This window comes from Anaerocolumna cellulosilytica (genome assembly GCF_014218335.1).
Classification (GTDB): Bacteria; Bacillota; Clostridia; order Lachnospirales; family Lachnospiraceae; genus Anaerocolumna; species Anaerocolumna cellulosilytica.
In genome coordinates this window covers 2,343,400-2,364,879 of record NZ_AP023367.1, presented here as the reverse complement: position 1 = coordinate 2,364,879, position 21,480 = coordinate 2,343,400, and the positions used below count along the sequence as shown (strand labels likewise).

The window sequence follows — 21,480 nt, the reverse complement described above, 5'->3', positions numbered from 1 at the left end:
TGCAATTCATTTTTTTATCTATTTGTAATATCCTTTATGAAACCAATCACTACTTTTCAATTCTACCTCTATTTCTTCAATTCTCCGTTCTAAATCATATTGAAAACTAATGCTTATTTTCCCCTTTACATATGTACTATTATCTTCTTCAGTATACCCCTTTTTCTTAAGAATCATTTGGGCTTCACTTGCATTACTACCTATTCCAATATTGAATAAGTTAATATTGTGTTTTTTTGTTCTAAAAACGGTAAACTTATATTCATTTGAATAATCTGGAAAACCTCTGAAAATAATAACTCCAACATTGTCGCTATAATATAATATAAAATGTTCATACATAGTATCCTTTTCCCAATCTTCTTTTTGTAATATTTGCAAATCAAGATTATCCATTTTATCTCCTATTTTATAAGGGATACCATCGATTACCATATTATCATTTAGTTCTTTTATTTGATAAGGTACAATCAAATATTTGTAGCTAATCAAATATACGATTAACAGCGAAAATAGAATTATTGCTCCTATTAAAAACTTTCTTTTTTTACCTCTCATCTCTCTTTTCCCCCTTCTTAATGTACTTTTCATTTAATTATGAATTGTTTTGTTGTAAGTACTGATATCTCTTACCCTACTCTCTTTAATTTAATATTTCAACATTCTAATATTATGCAGTATATGACATAATTTTCAATACTTTTAACAACCATATTTAGTAATTTATTTCCGAACAAGGTTATCTTATAATAAACAGTTATTATTCAATTTTAAGCTTAATTAAACTTTTGCTACGCCTTTTAATTCCTTTACTATCTTTAAGTAAAAAGCTATAATCACCATTTCTATCTGTTTTTAACTGTAAGCTCTTTGTATAGGGTACACTCAAACTATTGTAAAGCATATTATAAACGCTACTATTTTATTTTTCTCATAATATCCCACCTGTAAATTCATTTATTTTTTTTATTTGTAGTTCCCTTTATAAAACCAGTCACTACTTCTTAGAAAAACTTCTAACATTATTATTTTTCCATCGATATCACTAGAGAAAGAAACACTTATTTTTCCTTTCACATATGTCGTCTCATCCTCTTCTTTATATCCTCTTTTTTTCAAAATTGTTTGAGATTCACTTACATTACTGCCTACTTCAATACCAAATATACTGAAATTATCTTTTCTTGTTCTAAATAGGATAAACTTGTAATCATCTGATAAATCTGGAAATCCATTAAAAACAATTGTTTCGGCAGCCTCAGTATAGTATAACGTAGAGTTGTTGTCTGTAGTTCTCTCTTTCCATCCATTATTCTGCAATATATTCAAATCAAGATTATCCATTTTATCTCCTATTTTGTAGGGAATACCATCTATTACCATATTATCATTTAATTCTTTTATTTGATAAGGTACAATTAAATATTTGTAACTTATCAAATATACTATTAGCAATGAAAACAGAATTAGTGCACCAATTAAGAACTTTCTTTTTTTACCTCTCATCCCTTTTGCTCCCTCCGTTTTGAACTGTTTTACTCTAAGTATTGATAACTCCTAAACCCCTACCCTTTATATTACTTTTCAATGTTCTAATATTATGCATTATATGACATAATTTTCAATACTTTTTAACATAATTAGTAATTTATTTCCTATCAAGGTTTTCTTATAATAAAACTTATTATTTTTATTTTCAGATTAGTTGAACTTTTACTATGTATACTTAATATCTTTAAGCCAAAGCTATAATCACCATTCCCATCCGTTTTTAACTCAAAGCTCTTCGTCTCTCCGACAGTATTGGAGTAATATAGAGTAAATGGGTACTCATTTAATTGTTTTCTTACAATCTTAGATGTATTACTCCCATTCTCATTTATATTGTAAAATATGTTTCCATATACCCTGACTTGTTTTGTTTCTTTCGGTAAATTCGAAGCTCCTTTTACTACACTAGGAACTGCCAATCACTCAAAATCATTGTAAAGCATATCATAAATGCTAATATTCGTTTCATCTTTTTCATAATACCCACCTGTAATTCATTTGTTTTATCTATTTGTAATTTCCTTTACGGAACCAGTCGCTACTTTTTAGAAATACATCTAACTCTATTATTTTTCCACCTGTATCATAATGAAATCCAACAATTATTCTTCCTTTCACATATGTAGTATCATCTTTTTCATTATATCCCCACTTTTTCAAAATCTCTTGAGCGTTACTTGCACTACCACCCACCTTAATTCCGAAAACACTGAAATTATAATTTCTTGTTCTGAATAGGATAAACTTATATTCATCTGAGAAGTCCGGAAACCCATTAAATATGATTACTCCAAGGTTTTCATTATAATATGATATGGATTTGTCGTCTGTAGCATCTTCTTCCCATCCATTGTCCTGTAATATACTCAAATCAAGATTATCCATTTTATCCCCTATTTTGTAGGGAATACCATCTATTACCATATTATCATTTAATTCTTTTATTTGATAAGGTACAATTAAATATTTGTAACTTATCAAATATACTATTAACAGCGAAAATAGAATTATTGCTCCTATTAAAAACTTTCTTTTTTTACCTCTCATCTCACTTTTCCCCCTTCTTAATGTACTTTTCATTTAATTATGAATTGTTTTGTTACAAGTACTGATATCTCTTCCCCCCTACTCTCATTAATCTAATATTTAATATTTTAATTTTATACATTTGGATCTATATTATAAAAGTGGACACGATAAGTAACCATATATTACAATTAAGTAGACACAAAAAGGAGGTATCTACTCATGTCCACAAGTAAAACTGGAACACGGTATGACGAGGACTTCAAACGTACTCTCGTTAACCTTTATCAATCTGGCGGTAAAACACAGGCTGCTCTCTGTAAAGAATACGGTGTTTCCCTAACCGCTCTTACCCGTTGGATCAAGCAATACTCAACCGTCAAAACGGATGATGGCGAGGTCTTGACCGCCAAACAAGTGAAGGATCTTCAAAAACGCAATGCTCAGCTTGAGGAGGAACTCCTCATACTAAAAAAAGCGATTGCCATCTTCACGCCACACTCCAGCAACGATTAGATGCTGTTCATAAGCTTCGTTTTCAGCATGACATAAAGATTCTTTGCAATGTATTAGGTGTAAACAGAAGTACCTATTATAAGCATTTTCACTCAGTACCTGCTGAACGCACCAAGGAAAATCAGGAGATAGCCAAACGGATTCTCCATATCTACGCCGATTATAACAAGCGTCTTGGTGCATATAAGATTACTTATGTCCTCCAGCGTGATCATGGCATTCACATCAGTGTTGGACGAGTGTACCGCCTGATGAAAACACTTCAATTACCACGAATGTCAACGGTGAAGCCATATCGTAACTATCGGCATAAAGATACTGGCAATTGCACCAATCATCTCCATCAGGAGTTCAACCAGAAATCCCCTGACATTGTCTGGGCAAGTGATTTCACTTATATCAAAGTTTCTGGGAAATGGTATTATCTCTGTATTGTAATGGATCTATTTTCTCGCAAAATCATTTCCTGGAACATTTCAGCAAGACCTGATGTCACTTTGGTAATGACTGCATTCAAAAAAGCTTATGATAAAAGGAAATACCCTACAGGCCTCATGTTCCACTCTGATCGGGGATCTCAATATACTGCATTTTCATTCAGACAGTTATTGGATTCTCTTAATGTAGTGCAGTCATTTTCTAAGAAAGGTTATCCCTTCGACAATGCCTGCTGTGAATGTTTCTTCAAATATTTGAAAAAAGAAGAAACCAACCGAAAAACCTATTACTCTTTACAGGAGCTGCAGCTATCTGTATTTGAGTATATTGAAGGTTTCTATAACTCCAGAAGACCACACAGTTCTCTTGGAATGCTAACACCCAATGAAAAGGAGGAACTCTTCTGGAATCAAGCTTAGTAACTGTTTCCAGAAAGTTTTTTCTAATAATCGTGTCTACTTACTTGACTATAGTTCAACATTATTTTCTTTACTTTTTACTACCAACTTTTGCTATGTATTCTTAATTCCTTGATTATCTTTAAGTAAAAAGCTATAATCACCATTTCTATCTGTTTTTAACTGGAAGCTCTTTGTCTCTCCGGCAGTATTGGAATAATATAGAGCAAACGGGTACTCATATAATTGTTTTCTTACAAGTTTAGAGCTATTACTTCCATTCTCATTTATATCATAATATATATTCCCATATACCCTAACTTGTATTGTTTCTTTCGGGACAGTTGATGCTCCTTTGACTATACTTGGAACTGATAAATCACTCAAAACTATTGTAAAGCATATCACAAATGCCATTATGCGTTTCATCTTTCTCATTATACCCACCTGTAATTCATTTATTTATTTGTAATATCCCTTATGAAACCAATCAGTGCTTTTTAAATCTACAGTCAATTCTTCGATATTTCCATTTATATCATAGTTAAAACTTATATGTATTCTTCCTTTTACATATGTACCATCTTTTTCTTTATATCCATTTTTCTTTAGAACCTTTCGTGCATCAATTGTGCTACTTCCAACTTTTATATTGTAAACACTTAAATCATTATTTTTTGTTCTAAATAGAGTAAACTTATACTCATCTGAGTAATCTGGATACCCATTAAAAATAATTGTTCCAATAGCCTCATTATAATATGATATAAAGTAACCATACATGTCATCTTTTTCCCATGCACTATCCTGTAATATATCCAAATCAAGATTATCCATTTTATCCCCTATTTTGTAGGGAATACCGTCTATTACCATATTATCATTTAGTTCTTTTATTTGATAAGGTACAATCAAATATTTGTAGCTAATCAAATATACGATTAACAGCGCAAATAGAATTATTGCTCCTATTAAAAACTTTCTTTTTTTACCTCTCATCCCTCTTTTCCCCCTTCTTAATGTACTTTTCATTTATCCTAACTTGTTTTGTTTCTTTCGGTAAAGAGAACCTAGAACCGCCCTAAAGATATATCTCTCAAAAATGGAATTAATAAACTTGCAATGAGAGACTTTTATATTTCATTAACTTCCGCCCTTTTCTTTGTTGAAATTATAATATATAAACATACGCCTAATTTATCTTCTGAATAATATATCTTGAATTTACATACTATCAATTTTTCGCCCGACAAATCATGTACTATTTATAATAACCAATATGAAACCAATCGCTACTTTGGATAAAAACACTCATTTGGTTTATAATCTGATTTTCATTGATACTAAAATATATCATTACTTTTCCTTTTACAAAAATATAATCGTCACTGTATTCCTTAATATATCCCATACTTATTAGTTTATCTTCAGCAACATTAATATCACTTCCAACTTGTATTCCAAAAATTGTAAGATTTTGTTCACCAGTATCATATTGTGCAAATTTGCCTGAACTTGATAAATCCGGGAATCCCCTTATTACAAAATTACCAACACTCTCATTGTAATACGTTATATCGGAATAAAAAAGTGTCTTGCTCCAATCTAAATTCAGTACTTTATCCAATTCTTCTTCACTCACTTCTTCACCAAAGGTAAATGGTAATTCAAATAAATGCATATTTTCATTCAATTCATTTACTTCTTTTGGAATAAAATAAAACATAGAACCAACCTTATAAACAGTTATTACTAGTATAGTAAACACTAATAATAATGAAAATAGAATTATTTTTTTTGATTTCTTCAATTATCTTACCTCCTTATCTAAATAAAATACTATTTTAATATCATGTATCAGTACAATTTTATTCATCTGCTCAATATTTGTTGTATATACCTATTTATAGTATCCTTTATAAAACCAATCACTACTACGGAGACTTATATTTATATAATCAATTTTTTCCAAAACGCTTATATTATTTAATGCGGTTAAGTATTGAGTAAAACGAAATATGTTTGATAAATCCGGAAACCCATAGGTTACTATAGACCCTATTTTATCATTGGTGTAATCATATTGTGAATATTCATAGCTCTCAGTCAAGCCATTATTTAGTAGTTCATCAAGGTCTCTTTTATGCAATTCTTGTCCAAACTTAAAACTTGTTTTGTTTCTTTCGGGACAGTAGATGCTCCTTTAATTATACTTGGAACTGCCAAATCACTCAAAACTATTGTAAAGCATATTATAAACGCTACTATTTTATTTTTCTCATAATATCCCACCTGTAAATTCATTTATTTTAACTATTTGTAATTTCCTTTATAAAACCAGTCACTGCTTCTTAGAAAAATTTCTAACATTGCTATTTTTCCATCATTCTCACTAGGGAAAGAAATACTTATTCTTCCTTTCACAAATGTCGTATCATATTCTTCTTTATATCCTCTTTTTTTCAAAATCGTTTGAGCTTCACTTACATTACTGCCTACTTCAATACCAAATATGCTAAAGTTATCTTTCCATGATCTAAATAAGATAAACTTAAAATCATCAGATAAATCCGGAAACCCATCAAAATTCACTGATCCAATAGCATCATTATGATATAGTATGGAATTGTCATCAGTGGTTATTTCTTCCCATCCATTGTGTCGTAATATATCCAAATCAAGATTATCCATTTTATCCCCTATTTTATAAGGAATACCGTTTATTACCATATTATCATTTAGTTCTTTTATTTGATAAGGTACAATCATATATTTGTAGCTAATCAAATATACGATTAACAGCGAAAATAGAATTATTGCTCCTATTAAAAATTTTCTTTTTTTACCTCTCATCTCTCTTTTCCCCCTTCTTAATGTGATACCCACCTGTAATTCATTTGATTTATCTATTTGTAATATCCTTTATGAAACCAATCACTACTTTTCAAATCTACTTCTAATTCTGTAATTTTATCGTTTGCATCGCATCTAAAATTGATATTTATTCTTCCTTTGATGTATAAATCATCATCCTTTTTTTTATAACCCCATTTTTTAAGTATTTTTCTAGCATTGTCAGCATTGCTACCTATTCTGATTCCAAAAACATTTAAAGTATCATGTTTTGTTCTATATAATGTAAATTTGTATTCATCAGACAAGTCTGGAAAACCATTAAAAATAATGACACCTGTGTCAGTATTGTAATATGATATATATAAATTATTTCTAGAATTTTTTTCCCAACTCTTTTCTTGTATAATACCCAAATCAAGATTCTCCATTTCATCTGCAATGTTATAAGGAATACCGTCTATTACCATATTATCATTTAGTTCTTTTATTTGATAAGGTACAATCAAATATTTGTAGCTAATCAAATATACGATTAACAGCGCAAATAGAATTATTGTTCCTATTAAAAAATTTCTTTTTTTACCTCTCATCCCTCTTTTTCCCCTTCTTAATGTACTTAATTTGTTTTATTTCTTTTGGGACAGTAGATGCTCCTTTGACTAAACTTGGAACTGCCAAATCACTTAAATTTATTGTAAAGCATATCAAATTCCATTATGTGTTTCATTTGTTTCATAATAATTCCACCTATTTTTTAATTATTTTACCTATTTGTAATTTCCTTTATGGAACCAATCACTACTTTTCAAGTCCACATCTAACTCAATAATTATTCCTTTTAAATCATATTGAAAACCTATTTTTATTTTTCCTTTAACATATAGTCTATTATGTTCCTCTTTATAGCCCCTTTTCTTAAGAATAGCACTAGCCTCACTCGCATTACTCCCCACTTCGATTCCAAATAAACTCAAATTATTATGTCTTGTTCTAAATAGAGTGAATCTATATTCATCTGAATAATCTGGATATCCAGTAAATATAACTTCTCCAATATTTTCATTATAATAAGATATAATATAACCATATAAATTACTATTTTCCCATCCTCCTACATTCAGTATATCCAAATCAAGATTATCCATTTTATCCCCTATTTTGTAGGGTATATCGTCAATTACCATATTCTCATTTAATTCTCTTATTTGATAAGGTACAATCAAATATTTATAACTAATCAAATGTACGATTAACACTGAAAACAGAATTAGTATCATTCCTAGCAAGAACTTTCTTTTTTTACCTCTCATCTCTATGTGATTCCTCCTTTTGTACTCATAAGCATATAACAAATGAATTCCTTTCCATTATTATACATCTTTTTACACAATTTTCAACGTTATTTCCCAATATATTGCATTTTTCACAATATGCAATTCATACTCTCTGAATAATACCTACTTATTGAATAGTTGGGAGTACACTATCCATAAATACATTTCCAATAACAATAGAAAGCCGCTCTGCCAACCAAAAACGGCAGAACGGCTTTACACGTTAAAGCTTTATCTATCTCTTAAATTTCAGTGAAATTAATACTATGAAAATGCCCATATAAAATACTTCCTAGTATCCCTGATTGATGATTTCCCATGAGGAATTTGTTGTCTTTCTTCCAATACTGATGGAGCGCTCTGGATTTCCTTCTTCATTATCTTTTAAAGTAAGCACCTGATAGATAATGATATTGCCGGATGAGTATTCACCTTCAATTCCCTTATTTTGATATAAGTCATAGTCATCAGGAGCCACTTTAATAGAAACCACTCCCTTGTAATAAGGGTTTTCATATGTAAAGTAATTTCTGGCGATTTCCTCTGTCTGTTTCAGTTCATCCTCTGTCAAGCCAAGGGAGTAGTTTGCAGCAGCAAGGGTAATCGGTAATGGTTTTTCTCCATCCTTTCCAAAGACTCGATAACTTTGTCCCGTACCATCTACATTGGAGCGGTTCACAAGTTCCAAGCTTTTCATACTCCAATCGGCATCTGCACGTAGATACAGGAAGGAATCTTCTAAGTCGACCTTAAGTACACCGATAAGCTTTGTATGGAAGTCAGGATACTTGGCAAGGTATTCTTCGTATTCTTCCATATATTTTCCAAAATAAAGTCCCCGTTCATACACTCGCTCTGGCTGCCGTCCGGAAAATTCTTGTATACGCCCTGACTTCACATCGTATACATGTGTAAACCCCTGTTCCACTCCTGTACCCGTATCATTTCCTAGATACACCTTGTTGCCTTTTGCTGAAACGAATGTGTAAAGAAAATCCGAAATACCAAGATCCTTCACTTCGTTAAAAGAAATACGGTCTATTACCTTGTACTCATCCATGCTGTACACCAATACACCGAACGTCCCCTCCATAATGGCAATGTGCTTATCTGCATATAAAAGCCTAGGCATTTCTGCACCAATGTTCATTTCCTCGATGTCAGATAAATCCACTGGTCCACGTGATTTGACGGGATTAGCCAGAAGTCCTACACCAACTGCTGCTACTACAACCGTTGAAGCAACCAGCATCCATAGTAGAGGCTTCTTATAGTTCAGTACATTTTTAACTCTGCCCTTGGTATCACCCTCACCAAAAGCAAGTGGAGTACCTCCTATCATCCGCCTGCCCGTTGCAAGTGTTAATAGCGAAGAAGAATAGTCCTTTTTTATACCATTTCCATATTTTTTAATGACAGCTTCGTCGCAGGACATCTCCATATCCTTCCCACTTAAGAAAAATGCAAGCCATACAAGGGGATTAAACCAGTGAATACACAGAACCAAAAAGCTAATAAGCTTTATGATATGGTCTAATCTTCTAATGTGGGTCTGTTCGTGTAACAAGATATACTCTCTGTCATTTTCAGGGAGATTTGTGGGTAAATAAATTTTAGGGCGAAAAACACCCATCACAAATGCAGTATCAATTCTGTCGGAAGAATAAATATTATCCTTGCAGTACACCCCAGTCTGTAAACGTTTATGCAGTTCCAAGAGGGTAATGATACTGTGTATAATCAGCGAAATCATACCGATACTCCACACCAGACTGCCGATGGATATCCATATTTGCAACGGAATTGTATTGCCATTAGGTGTTGCAGTGGGTAGTGGTGCATTACTGAGATTGTTAATTGCAGATATTCCTGTGTTAATTTCCGGTTGCGTCATATAAACAATATCTTGCAAAATTGGGTTTACTTTCGTCGGCAAAAGGCTCAAAGCACTTTCAAATGAGAAAGGACATACAAGACGGAATAGAACCACGCCCCATAGCACATAGGAATAAATCTTTGGTACCTTTTTCAGAAGTAACCGGATAATGAGCACAATAAGAATAACAATACTGGCAGTGAAGCTCATATTAAGAAGCTGTAAAAAAAGTTTATCAAGCATAGCTATTCCTCCTTATGCTCGTCAATGAGCTGTCTGATTTCATTGATTTCTTTTTCACTTAACTTTTTTCTGCGAGTAAAGGCAGCTAAGAATTTTGGTAAAGAACCATTAAAGGTTTCATTCAAAAACTGTTCTCCTTGTGCAGCACCGAATTCAGTTTTAGACATCAGAGATAGCACCGTGCCTTCATTATTCTGAAAAATACCGCGATCGCATAAACGTTTTAGCATTGTATAAGTAGTAGTTCGTTTCCAACTAAAGGCTTCTGCACATAACTCAGTAAGCGTACGTGAATTAACCGGTTCGTTTTCCCAAATGATATCCGCGAATTTTTGCTCCATCTCACCTAGCTTGTATTGATCCATAAGATACCCTCCAATCGTATTTGTTACGTTTAGTCTAACACCGTTAGACAGGTATGTCAATATAGAATCTACCAGAGGGTATCTTTGAACTCGTTGAACCATTCTGGGCGCCCACTTTGTGCTATACTTCCTCAAAAGTTACTAATTGCGATAGGTATTCGTGAATAGGACCATTCTATACTACAAACTTTTTCCCCTATTCTTAGAAACGAAAATAAATCTCTCAGGAATAAAAAAGAACCGTAAAAGATATGCTTATAGCTATATCTACTACGGTTCTGTGTATTCTATCTGTCCTCACTCACCGCATAGAAACAAGACGCATCACGCTTGTAACTATGCCCATAAATTTGCTCATAATTACAAGTGTTTGCGTCTGTCTCTACGTCTTAATTGACTAAGAGTAAGTGATAACATTGAAATTCTCCTTTTTAACTTAAATCAAGATACAATTTTCACATATCTGGTTAATAGTTTTGATGATCTTATCACAAACAGCCCAATAAGGCAAAACACCGTTTCTTTACACTTATATAATACCACAAAATCGTCATTTTTTCAAGTCTTGTAATAGAATGGTTAAAAGACGTATAATGAGTTACTTTATTTAGGAGGAGTATTGATATGGAAGACAAACTGTTTGAGTTAATGCTGCTTAAAAAGCAAGAAATTGAACTTGTAACATTACTAAATTGTAACGAAAAAACCAAAGAATTTGGTCTTGTGCTAACAAATGAAGAAGCAAAAGAACTAGTAAAAAGCAGAAATGAAAGTCTGAAAAATTATCAGCGGATAGAATTTAGCTCAGGTATTCTGGAGTATTTAATTTTTAGCTTTTGTGATTCCAGTTATATCAACCAAAATAATTACGCTGAAACTCTAATGGAACTTCAGGATATCTTTTATATGTTTAAAAATGAATCGGATGACAAACTAACAGATGAAGAATTAATTACATTTATGAAAGAGCAATTTGAAAGCGTTTGTTCCGGTGATACTGATTATCTTGCAAATACTTGTCTGGAAAGATTTGCACAGGCAATACGGGCTGGTTATACCGGTTATATCGGTAGTGACGGGCATAATCAGTACGAAGATCTTTCACTCGAACAAAGGTGGGATAAAGACCTCTACCTAGAAGTCTTAAGAGAATTATTCTGGGATTAAAACAGGGGGATTCGAATGGAATATACTATGGAAGAGCTTTTACCAATCGTTGAAAAACTTACTGGGAAATATACGTCCTTTGAAAGCAGTTCCATTACGTATGAAACTGCTAGAATGCTTATGGGTGCCGTTTTATATTGCATCGAAGAATTCTATAATACCGGAAGCACTGGATTGACTGTAGCTGAGAAATTAGATGCTTCCATCGCCTATCAGCGCGGTTATGACCTTGTAATATCAAAAGTCTATGCGTCAAAGGAGATATATGAAGATATCTTGGGAACCTTTAATGATTTTCAATGCAGAAATTGCAAAGATACTATAACAAAGGGACTTCCTCAATTTTTTTTAAAGTATGATCCCAAGTTTAATCCGCAGGACCATATTCTCACACTGGATTACCCTACTGTAAGACCGGTCCATGCATTTTGCGGGATAAATGTTATCTATGAATATTTATGTAACATACAAACTGAATGGATTTTCTTAAATGCTTTTGATACTAAGCGTATTGAACTGCTTCTGGAACGTATTATGACAGACTATCAAAATTTATTTCTAGATAATATCAGTTATTCCGTTTTACTTTCCTGCCTCGGTTGTATTATTGCAGAAAAACCAATCGCTATGTTGGAACTTCAAGCTGATGATATGGAAACCATTGCGCACTACTTTAAACATGATACAGTGGAGAAAGCGGAATTAAAAATAGAAATGTTGCTTTCAAAACTATTCGACAATGTATATACGGAACGTACTGCGTTAAAAGATTACTTTGCTCCACTTTCAAAAGACTATGCAATACGAATTGTTAACGGTCTGAACCATCATTCCCTAAAAGGTATCTTCTATATAACAGATACTTTATAAAAATTGCTTCCTGATAAATGCGTTGATTTTAATATACCCTCTGGCGTTTTTATAGTAATAGAATTCATTCAACTGCCAGAGGGTTTAGAAATTATTTATAAGATATTGTATCTTTAGTCTGTTATTTCTATCACCGGCTTCTTAAGAATTCCCAATAAAACTGCACTGATAACCGTACCAATTGTTAATGACAAAAGATACAAAAGTGCATTTCCAACCACAGGAAAAACAAAGATACCGCCATGAGGTGCCATAAGGGTACACCGGAAAGCCATGGATAAACCACCGGAGATGGCTGACCCTACAATCAAAGACGGAAGTACACGCAATGGATCAGAAGCAGCAAAGGGTATTGCACCTTCCGATATAAACGCCAGACCCATAATAAAATTCATAGGTCCTGATTTTCTTTCGTCTGATGTAAATTTATTCTTATAGAGTATAGTCGCTAATGCTATAGCACAAGGTGGTACCATTCCGCCTACCATAACTGCTGCCATAATCGGATAGTTTCCCGCTGCAATGGAAGCTGTTCCAAATACATAAGCTGCTTTATTTACAGGTCCTCCAAGGTCAACCGCCATCATTCCGCCAAGTAACAGACCAAGAAGAATACTACTGGTACTGCTCATGCTGGCTAACCCACTGTTTAATGCAGTATTAACAGCACCAAAAACAGGCTCTATAATATAGATTACAATTATTCCGATTGCTAAAATACCTAATAAGGGATAAATAAGAATCGGTCTCAGTCCATCCAGTTTTTCCGGTAATTTAGCAGTTAACTTCCTAAGCAGTACTATAATATAACCTGCAAGAAAGCCCGCTGCCATTGCTCCTAAGAAACCTGATTTTCCACTGGCTGCTATAGCCCCTCCAACAAAACCTAATGCTAAGCCCGGTCTGTCAGCAATACTCATAGCAATAAAACCTGCAAGAATCGGAAGCATAAAACTAAAGGCCGTTCCGCCAATACTCTTAAAAAGTGCCGCAAGGGGAGTAATTGAACCAAAGGTTGTTTTATCTGCTACTGTGGACAAGTCAACACGTAAACCATCAATTAAAAAAGCAATTGCTATTAATATACCACCCCCTACTACAAAGGGAAGCATATGTGATACACCACTCATCAAATGCTTATAAATCTGCCTTCCGGCATTTTCTTTTTCAGCTACTTCTATAGTACTCTTTCTGCCAGCATTGCTTTGATAAACCGGAATTTCTGCCGTTTCAGCTTTTTTTATTAAATCCGCCGCCTTTCCGATTCCATCGGCGACTTTACACAGTATTACCTTTTTTCCATGAAAACGTTCCATGGGCACCTGGACATCTGCCGCTACTATAATACAGTCAGCTTCCGCTATCTCCTGTACAGAAAGGGTGTTTTTTACTCCACCGGAACCTCTGGTTTCAACTTTTATCACATGTCCGGCTTCCTTTGCCTTTTTCTCAAGACTCTCAGCTGCCATATAGGTATGGGCAATGCCGGTAGGGCATGCAGTAACTGCCAGAAATTTTAAGGAATGTTTGTTCTTTGCTTCTGATTTTAATTTAGTAGCACTACTCTCAGCTGTCTCTTCTCTATCCTTTACCCGTTCGGCATTGTCTATTATTTCAAGAAATTCCTCATTATTTTTCGCATTTTTTAATCTTTCTACAAAGGTATCGTCCATTAATAAACCAGCTAATTTACTCAACACCTGTAAATGTACATTATCCTTTGTATTCGGTGCCGCAATTAAAAAAATCAAATGGACTGGTTCACCATCCAGGGAATCATAATCTACCCCATGCTTTACCACCATTGCAGCCAGCCCGGGGGTCTTTACTGCCTCTGACCGGCAGTGCGGTATTGCAATACCATCCCCTATTCCTGTGGTTCCTTCCTCCTCCCTCTCAATAACTCCCCGCTTGTAGCCTTCCCTGTCTAAAAGCTTTCCAGATACCTCCATTAATCTTACCATTTGTTCAATAGCTTCTGTTTTGCTTTCCGGATTACCTTGCAAATCAATGCTTTCCAGTGCTAATAAATCTGTAATCTTCATAGAGTTCCTCCTTCTCCATACATACCAATACACATAGTTTCTTATCTGTTAACGAATCTATACCACTTTGTTTTCCATCTTTTCTAACATAGCAGTAACCTCTGCCTTCGTAGCTAATTGGCTTGAAAATGCACTTGAACTGCCTGCAGCAATTCCCATTTTCAATGCATGCCCATAATTACCGGTTTCCAAGTAACCTGTTATAAATCCTGCTACCATAGAATCTCCCGCCCCCACTGAATTAACAACCTTACCTTTTGGTGCTTTGCTTTTTATCACTTCACCCTGTTCGGTAATCAAGATTGCCCCTGCACCGGCTAAGGATATCAGCACATTTTTTGCTCCTTTCTCCTGTAACTTTAAGCCACAGGCTATATAGTCCTCTTCTTTTGTCAGGGGAATATCAAATAATTCAGAAAGCTCATGATTATTTGGTTTAATCAGGAAAGGATGATATTTTAATACCTGTAGCAATAAATCACCGGATGCATCTACTATTATTTTCAAATTTTTTTTAGTCAGCCTCGACATAATCTGCTGATAAATAGAACTTGGCAAGGAGGCGGGTATACTTCCTGCCAGAACCAGCATGTCCTCATCGGTCAGTCTTGAAAGCTTTTCATACAGATTCATTAAAGCTTCTTCTGAAATATCTGGCCCCTGTCCGTTGATTTCACTCTCTATTGCTGATTTTAGCTTAAGATTGATTCTGGAATGCCCCTTCAAAAGCCACGTAAAATCTGTCCTACAACCGTATTCTCTTATTCTTTCTTCAATTTCCTTCCCTGTAAATCCTGCTAGAAAACCTAACGCTGTAGTTTCTATTCCGAGATTTTTTAGCACAATTGAGACATTGATTCCTTTTCCTCCGGGAAGAAGCTGTTCTGAACTTGTTCTGTTAACTCTTCCGGTCTGAAACGCTTCCACCTGCACGATATAATCCAGTGACGGGTTAAATGTAACAGTATATATCATGTCTTTGCTCCTTTTCTGTCCTTAATTAATCAAAACTTGACTGCTGCCCTTTTAACTAACAAATTGAAAGGTTACTTGCAATATGAAAGGTTACTTTTCTAACTCTATGACATTTCGCTGCTCCAGATAAATTTTATCTGTCAAACCATTGGTTATAATGGTCGCAGCTTCATAATTCCAAAAGCAAACAGGTGAAATTTTATTGAATTTGGAAGCATCGCACAAAATATATTTATCCTTCGTCTGTTCCAAAGCCTTTCTTTTTACAGCAGCTTCATTAACATCCGGCGTTGTAAAGCCTGTGGCTATACTTACTCCATTGGTACCGAAAAACCCTTTCGTAAAATGATATTTATTCAACACGGCTATGGTATCTGCCCCAACTACGGCTTCTGTTGATGCCTTAAGTTCACCACCTAACATGTATACCTTAAAGCCGCGTTGTGCAAGCTTTTTTCCATGAACAATTCCATTTGTAACAAAAACCGCATTCTTTTCCTCAATATAATCAATCAGCAATTCTGTCGTAGTACCTGCGTCTAAATATACAAAATCATTATCCTGCAGCAGACCTGCTGCATACTTTGCAATACATATTTTATCTTCCCTGTTTAAGTCTGACCTGAAAGACACTTCATCATCCTTTGCCATATAGCCAAGATCCAATGTTGTAGCACCGCCATGTACTTTTTTTATCAATCCTTTTTTTTGGAGTATTGTTAAGTCTCTTCTAATGGTAGATTCTGATATTTGCAGCTCTTTTGTCAGCTCAAGTACAGTCATACTTTTTTTCTCATCCACTAGTCTTACGATTTCATTTAATCTAGATTCTGTAAGCATCCTATCTCACCTCTATCCAATTTTTAAATGACTTTTTTTGATCGTCTATTATAGGATAACATCATTTTCAGTCATTGTAAATCATTTTCATTCAAATTCGCTTACAAAAATAATAGCACTTTTTTGTGGAATCTATACAAAAAGATAGATATCTCTCATGGATTTATAAAAAAAATCACAATTGATACTATTTATCCAACATTTATCTACTAATACTTTAGTACTAGAAATATATTGTTGTTTTTAAGCGAAATATGGCATATAATTACTTTTGTATAATTAGGCAAAGGAGAAAATTACATGAAGAAAAAACTCAGTTTAATTTTTGGTATCCTGCTTATGGCATTACTATTGATACCAAACGCAAAAGTACAGGCAGAAGGAGTTGCCGAAGATTTAAATACGGGAGAAAAGGTAGAAGAATTAACAACCGTAATTATAAAGACTGGAACTGATAAGGAGTATGAAAAGCAACAAACTTACAGTATACTTGTGACCGCAGAAGAAGGCAGTAACAAGGCAGAGGCTGTATTTCCCATGACCTTTACCCAAAAGGGTATTCTTTACTGTGCTGCCGCATATCTAGATAGCAACCCAGCTTCCACTTATGATGATTTTGCCATCTATTCCGATGAAGAATGTACAAAGTCCATCAGTTATTCTTCCTACAGCAATACAGCAATCATTCCAAGTAAAGGTACCTATTATCTTAAGTTTACTGCAACTGATTATAATGAAGAAAAACCGATTGATGGTTACTACTTTGCATTTACTTCAAAATTTATTGGCGGTGCTGACAGAACACTTACTGATAAAGCTTGGACCGTTGCCGGTAACACTGATACCAGTAAGCCAATATATTATAAAGTGACCACTACTAAAACCGGAAGTTTAACGATTGACATTGAATCGGAATTTTCTACAAGAATTACTCTATTGAACAGTAAAAAGAAAGCAATCTCTGATGAGGCTTATGTTTATACTTCTGATGGCAAAGCATCCTTTGCTGTACCAAAAGGTACTTACTATTTAAAGGTATCTGGAAGTTCTGATACGTACCGCATTAAATCCACTTTTAAAGCAATTACAGACAACAGTGGTACAACAAAAGCCAAAGCTAAAAAGCTTACTGCTGGTAAAGCAGTAAATGGCTTAGTAACTCCAGGTGAAAAGGCAGGTAAAGTTGATTGGTATAAGGTTACTTTAAGCAAATCTCAGACTGTTGATATTACTTTCACAGGCAGTGTTTCCTCTGGTGAGATACATTTAGAGTTCTATGGAAATGGTATTAGTGGATCTATCACAAAATATATCAGCAGTGTAGATTCTGATAAATCATTTTCTGCTCAAACCTATGATTCAACAAAATTACCAAAGGGTACATATTATATAAAAGTTACGAAAAAAACAAAAAACACCTCTGGTTCCTACACCTTAAAATTTAATTAATTGTAATATCTTATCTATTGCGATATATATAACCGTACATAGGTACTTATAAAACAGACTGCTAACACTTAACCTCTAAAAGCGAAGTGTTAGCAGTCTGTTATTACTTAAATACTATCAAATGGTTTGTTTACTAGTATTATTTTTATAAATTAATTAGCTAAGGCCAGCATTGCTATCCTCTCACAAAGCGCAGCATAGGATATTCCAGCGCACTCTGCTTCCTGAGGTAGTAAACTGGTTGGTGTCATACCTGGTAATGTATTAGCTTCCAGGCAATAAATCTCCTCTTTTTTATCCAAGATAAAATCAATTCTTGAGTACCCGCCTAGTCGCAAAATCTTATGTACATTCATAGCTGTATCTTGAAGTTTTTTAGTAATATCCTCTGAAATCAGAGCAGGACACACTTCTTTTGTCAGCCCCCCCTGATACTTGTTCTTATAATCATAAAATCCGGTTATCGGTATAATCTCTATGACAGGTAAAGCTTTCCCATCCAAAATTCCAATAGAGAATTCCCGACCTGCAATCATTTTTTCAATTAGTATTTCCGTTTCATACCTGTTTGCCATTTGCACAGCCGCTGATAGTTCTTCTTTGTCTTTTACAATAGATACGCCGATACTAGAACCACAACTTACCGGCTTTACAACACAGGGATAGCCAATTCTCTCTTCTACCACCCCAGAATCCTCATTTGCGCTATATAGTAACCAATCAGCAGTCACTATTCCGGATTGCACCAACAGTTTTTTGGTTAAATCCTTATCCATCGCCAACAGACTTCCGATATAACCACTTCCTGTATATTTGATTCCGAAATTGTCAAAGGTAGCCTGTAACTGTCCGTTCTCACCCATCGAGCCGTGAAGCGATAAAAATACCACATCCGCATACTTACAAAGTTCTAAAACTCCATTGCCAATGAATGCATCCTGATTGTTATTCTTTTGTTTAATTTCTTCCAAATCCGGTTCTATGTCCGGGACTGTGTAATTATACTCCTTTCTATCATCTTTTCCCAAAAATAAATCACTATACTCTGTTTCCTCTAATTCTATTCCTTCATACACATCCAGTAAAAGAACCCGATGTCCAGAAGCCATCAAAGAATTGGCAATCATACTACCGGAGGAAAGTGACACATCTCTTTCCGGACTGAGTCCGCCTGCAAGCACAACAATATTCATAATGTACTTTACCTTTCTATACAATATAATTCTAGTCATTAATATGAATGCCATCATAGACATTTAATAACCGGAGAAAACCTCTATCTATATTTTCTCCGGTTTAAGAAATTTAATTTTACAGAACCATAGCTTCTGTTTTAGACGAATAGTTTACCAAGTACTTCTGTACGGTCTAATTTTTCCTGCAATTCTGCTGATATCTGTGTTAATGGCAGTCTAAGCTCTGAGGATTCTATAAGTCCCAGTTTGCTTAAACAATATTTGATTGGTGCCGGATTTGGTTCTTTAAAAAGCAGCGGAATAAATTCATAAAGCTGTTTCCATATCTGCAAAGCTGCTTCTGTATCGTTGTTCTTAACTTTTTCATATACATCCACAAAGGTCTCTGTATTTAGATGGGAAGAAGCCAGAATACCTCCATGTCCACCTAATGTTAAAGTCAGATAAAATAGAATGTCTTCTCCTGTGAGAATTGAAAAATCTTTTGGCGTATTTAAAAGGAGAGACATAGTTTGCTTTATGTCGCCACAGGAATCTTTTAGTCCAACTATATTCTTGTATTCTGCAAGCCGGTGAATGGTTTCATTCTCAATATTTGTACCAGTACGGTATGGTATGTTATAAACTATAATATTTAATGGAGAAGCTTCTGCAATCGATTTAAAATGTGCGTGTATTCCTTCCTGGTTTGGTCGGTTATAATAGGGACAGACCGATAAGATACCTTCAATCTTATATTTTTCTGCCAGTTTAACCTTATTAATAACTTTGGTCGTACAATTCCCTCCGACGCCAGCATAGATTGGAAGTCTTCCCTCCACATATTCTTCCGTTTTTGCTATCATTTCTTCAAATTCATAATCACTTAAAGTAGGTATTTCACCGGTTGTGCCTAGTGGAATTATTCCGCTGATACCTTTGCCCACATAATAATCTATCAGTCTTTTGTATGATTTATAATCTATTTTATCATCTTGAAATGGTGTTATAATTGGTAGCCAGACTCCTGTTAACTGCATAATAGCCTCCTTCAAATTATGCTATACGATGTAAATGTTTCGTATATTATATAATAATGAAATATTGGTTTTTTGTTACTCTTTACAGGCATCAAAAAGTGATTTTATATGAAACCTGCTGTTTGACATACTAATAACCTTACCCTTTTCGATACCCGTTGCTTCAAACCGCTGGTAAAAATTTCGTGTGAAATATGCCTTTTAAATTCACATTAGCTCCCCGTAGCATAAATCATCTGCTTTAGAAGGTTTAATGCCTCAAATCAGGGTGTGTATTATGCCTTTTTAATTCACATTAGTTTTATATATATATTTTACAAAACATTATTTTATAAAAAAACCATTATAATGCTTTCTATATTGCATATAATGCTATATAATGCTGTTATAAGTGAGAAGCGTATTATTTTTATAGAAAGCAGGAAACTGATATGAATACTATAGAAAAACTCGGTTATCTGAACCATGACTTTAAAATATTCCATATAAAAGATAGAGAACGCAGAGAGTTTAATTTTCATTACCATGACTTTAATAAGATTATCATTTTTTTAAGTGGTAAAATCAATTACTCCATAGAAGGGAAAAACTATATGTTGAATCCCTATGATATTATTCTTGTAAATGCAGGTGAAATCCATAAACCTTCCTTTCTTGATGGTTCCGTATATGAACGTATCATTATGTATGTTTCTACTCAATTTTTAGAGCAGTACAGGGGTGAGGATTATGATTTGAATTCTTGTTTTAATATGGCAAAAAAGGAACATTCCAATGTACTTCGAATTCATAACATGGATAAAAGCAAACTTTATCAGGTCTGTCTGGAATTGGAACATTCTTTTGAAGATAATTCCTTCGCCAGGGAGCTGTATCAGAAAATACTATTTTTGGAATTTATGATTCATTTAAACCGCGCTGCTCTTTCAGGTCATGTGAATTATTTGAACTCGGATGCTGCGAATCCTAAGCTTTTAGATATACTAGAATACATCAATGAACATTTGGCTGAGGATATCACGATTGATACATTGTCTGAGGAATTTTATCTAAGCCGTTTTTACTTAATGCATTTTTTCAAGGAAGAAACAGGTTATACCATAGGAAATTACATAACAGAAAAAAGACTTTTACTTGCGAAAGGACTTGTACAAGGTGGTTGTACCATTACAGAAGCCTGCTATAAAAGCGGCTTTAAAAATTATTCTACTTTTTCCAGAGCCTTTAAAAAAGCCTTCCATACTATGCCAAAAAATGCACCCTTATTAGATTGAAATATCATTTCCAGCATTTTGGTTGCTTTTCTTCCTAAAATG

General features: G+C 34.0%; 22 protein-coding genes. 5 read left to right on the top strand and 17 right to left on the bottom strand.

The window, feature by feature from the left end:
* Window positions 1–18: 18 nt before the first annotated feature.
* The 4 genes from acsn021_RS09825 to acsn021_RS09810 form a co-directional block, all read right to left on the bottom strand.
* Window positions 19–558 (bottom strand): hypothetical protein, encoded by a 540-nt coding sequence (locus acsn021_RS09825; protein ID WP_184093367.1) that lies wholly within the window; start codon window positions 556–558, stop codon window positions 19–21.
* Window positions 559–966: 408 nt separating this feature from the next.
* On the bottom strand, window positions 967–1,506 hold the full coding sequence (locus acsn021_RS09820) for a hypothetical protein (RefSeq protein ID WP_184093368.1): 540 nt from the start codon (window positions 1,504–1,506) through the stop codon (window positions 967–969).
* A 152-nt stretch (window positions 1,507–1,658) separates the two neighbouring features.
* Window positions 1,659–1,970, bottom strand: a complete 312-nt coding sequence (locus acsn021_RS09815; RefSeq protein ID WP_184093369.1) for a hypothetical protein — start codon at window positions 1,968–1,970, stop codon at window positions 1,659–1,661.
* An 88-nt stretch (window positions 1,971–2,058) separates the two neighbouring features.
* Complete coding sequence (locus acsn021_RS09810) at window positions 2,059–2,598, bottom strand: hypothetical protein (protein ID WP_184093370.1); 540 nt, start codon at window positions 2,596–2,598, stop codon at window positions 2,059–2,061.
* A gap of 201 nt (window positions 2,599–2,799) precedes the next feature.
* On the opposite strand from acsn021_RS09810, the gene acsn021_RS09805 reads away from it, so the two are divergent.
* Window positions 2,800–3,950, top strand: a protein-coding gene (locus acsn021_RS09805; protein ID WP_243168001.1) for an IS3 family transposase whose coding sequence is annotated in 2 segments (ribosomal slippage) — window positions 2,800–3,058 and window positions 3,058–3,950 — 1,152 coding nt in all. Because the reading frame shifts where the segments join, the coding sequence is not laid out codon by codon here.
* Between the two features lie 93 nt (window positions 3,951–4,043).
* Here the strand turns inward: acsn021_RS09805 and acsn021_RS09800 are convergent.
* The 8 genes from acsn021_RS09800 to acsn021_RS09760 form a co-directional block, all read right to left on the bottom strand.
* A complete protein-coding gene (locus acsn021_RS09800; protein ID WP_184090994.1) occupies window positions 4,044–4,367 on the bottom strand; it encodes a hypothetical protein in 324 nt (107 codons plus the stop codon).
* A gap of 24 nt (window positions 4,368–4,391) precedes the next feature.
* The gene (locus acsn021_RS09795) at window positions 4,392–4,928 is read right to left on the bottom strand and encodes a hypothetical protein (protein ID WP_184090995.1); all 537 of its coding nucleotides are present in this window, start codon (window positions 4,926–4,928) and stop codon (window positions 4,392–4,394) included.
* A gap of 262 nt (window positions 4,929–5,190) precedes the next feature.
* On the bottom strand, window positions 5,191–5,739 hold the full coding sequence (locus tag acsn021_RS09790) for a hypothetical protein (protein WP_184090996.1): 549 nt from the start codon (window positions 5,737–5,739) through the stop codon (window positions 5,191–5,193).
* 503 nt (window positions 5,740–6,242) lie between these two features.
* Entirely contained in the window at window positions 6,243–6,782 is a 540-nt protein-coding gene (locus acsn021_RS09780) for a hypothetical protein (protein WP_184090997.1), read from the bottom strand.
* Window positions 6,783–6,835: 53 nt separating this feature from the next.
* Entirely contained in the window at window positions 6,836–7,375 is a 540-nt protein-coding gene (locus acsn021_RS09775; RefSeq protein ID WP_184090999.1) for a hypothetical protein, read from the bottom strand.
* Window positions 7,376–7,552: 177 nt separating this feature from the next.
* The gene (locus tag acsn021_RS09770; RefSeq protein ID WP_184091000.1) at window positions 7,553–8,095 is read right to left on the bottom strand and encodes a hypothetical protein; all 543 of its coding nucleotides are present in this window, start codon (window positions 8,093–8,095) and stop codon (window positions 7,553–7,555) included.
* Window positions 8,096–8,411: 316 nt separating this feature from the next.
* Window positions 8,412–10,238 carry a M56 family metallopeptidase gene (locus tag acsn021_RS09765; RefSeq protein ID WP_184091001.1) on the bottom strand — a complete coding sequence of 609 codons (1,827 nt, stop codon included), beginning with the start codon at window positions 10,236–10,238 and terminating at the stop codon, window positions 8,412–8,414.
* Window positions 10,239–10,240: 2 nt separating this feature from the next.
* On the bottom strand, window positions 10,241–10,603 hold the full coding sequence (locus tag acsn021_RS09760; RefSeq protein ID WP_184091002.1) for a BlaI/MecI/CopY family transcriptional regulator: 363 nt from the start codon (window positions 10,601–10,603) through the stop codon (window positions 10,241–10,243).
* A gap of 624 nt (window positions 10,604–11,227) precedes the next feature.
* Here acsn021_RS09760 and acsn021_RS09755 point away from each other — a divergent pair.
* Complete coding sequence (locus acsn021_RS09755; RefSeq protein ID WP_184091003.1) at window positions 11,228–11,770, top strand: DUF6323 family protein; 543 nt, start codon at window positions 11,228–11,230, stop codon at window positions 11,768–11,770.
* Window positions 11,771–11,785: 15 nt separating this feature from the next.
* Entirely contained in the window at window positions 11,786–12,640 is an 855-nt protein-coding gene (locus acsn021_RS09750) for a DUF6179 domain-containing protein (RefSeq protein ID WP_184091004.1), read from the top strand.
* Window positions 12,641–12,753: 113 nt separating this feature from the next.
* On the opposite strand, the gene acsn021_RS09745 is transcribed toward acsn021_RS09750, so the two are convergent.
* From acsn021_RS09745 to acsn021_RS09735, 3 genes are all read right to left on the bottom strand, one after another.
* Window positions 12,754–14,685, bottom strand: coding sequence for a PTS fructose transporter subunit IIABC (locus tag acsn021_RS09745; protein ID WP_184091005.1), 1,932 nt, complete (start codon window positions 14,683–14,685; stop codon window positions 12,754–12,756).
* Window positions 14,686–14,742: 57 nt separating this feature from the next.
* Window positions 14,743–15,660 carry a 1-phosphofructokinase gene (gene pfkB / locus acsn021_RS09740; RefSeq protein ID WP_184091006.1) on the bottom strand — a complete coding sequence of 306 codons (918 nt, stop codon included), beginning with the start codon at window positions 15,658–15,660 and terminating at the stop codon, window positions 14,743–14,745.
* 90 nt (window positions 15,661–15,750) lie between these two features.
* Window positions 15,751–16,500, bottom strand: coding sequence for a DeoR/GlpR family DNA-binding transcription regulator (locus acsn021_RS09735; protein ID WP_184091007.1), 750 nt, complete (start codon window positions 16,498–16,500; stop codon window positions 15,751–15,753).
* A gap of 300 nt (window positions 16,501–16,800) precedes the next feature.
* Here acsn021_RS09735 and acsn021_RS09730 point away from each other — a divergent pair, with 300 nt between their 5' ends.
* Window positions 16,801–17,949 (top strand): PPC domain-containing protein, encoded by a 1,149-nt coding sequence (locus acsn021_RS09730; RefSeq protein ID WP_184091009.1) that lies wholly within the window; start codon window positions 16,801–16,803, stop codon window positions 17,947–17,949.
* Window positions 17,950–18,101: 152 nt separating this feature from the next.
* Here the strand turns inward: acsn021_RS09730 and acsn021_RS09725 are convergent, their stop codons facing one another.
* Window positions 18,102–19,142, bottom strand: coding sequence for a D-alanine--D-alanine ligase family protein (locus acsn021_RS09725; RefSeq protein WP_184091011.1), 1,041 nt, complete (start codon window positions 19,140–19,142; stop codon window positions 18,102–18,104).
* A 140-nt stretch (window positions 19,143–19,282) separates the two neighbouring features.
* A complete protein-coding gene (gene dapA, locus acsn021_RS09720) occupies window positions 19,283–20,164 on the bottom strand; it encodes a 4-hydroxy-tetrahydrodipicolinate synthase (protein ID WP_184091013.1) in 882 nt (293 codons plus the stop codon).
* Window positions 20,165–20,595: 431 nt separating this feature from the next.
* On the opposite strand from dapA, the gene acsn021_RS09715 reads away from it, so the two are divergent.
* A complete protein-coding gene (locus acsn021_RS09715) occupies window positions 20,596–21,438 on the top strand; it encodes an AraC family transcriptional regulator (protein WP_184091015.1) in 843 nt (280 codons plus the stop codon).
* Window positions 21,439–21,480 lie beyond the last annotated feature (42 nt).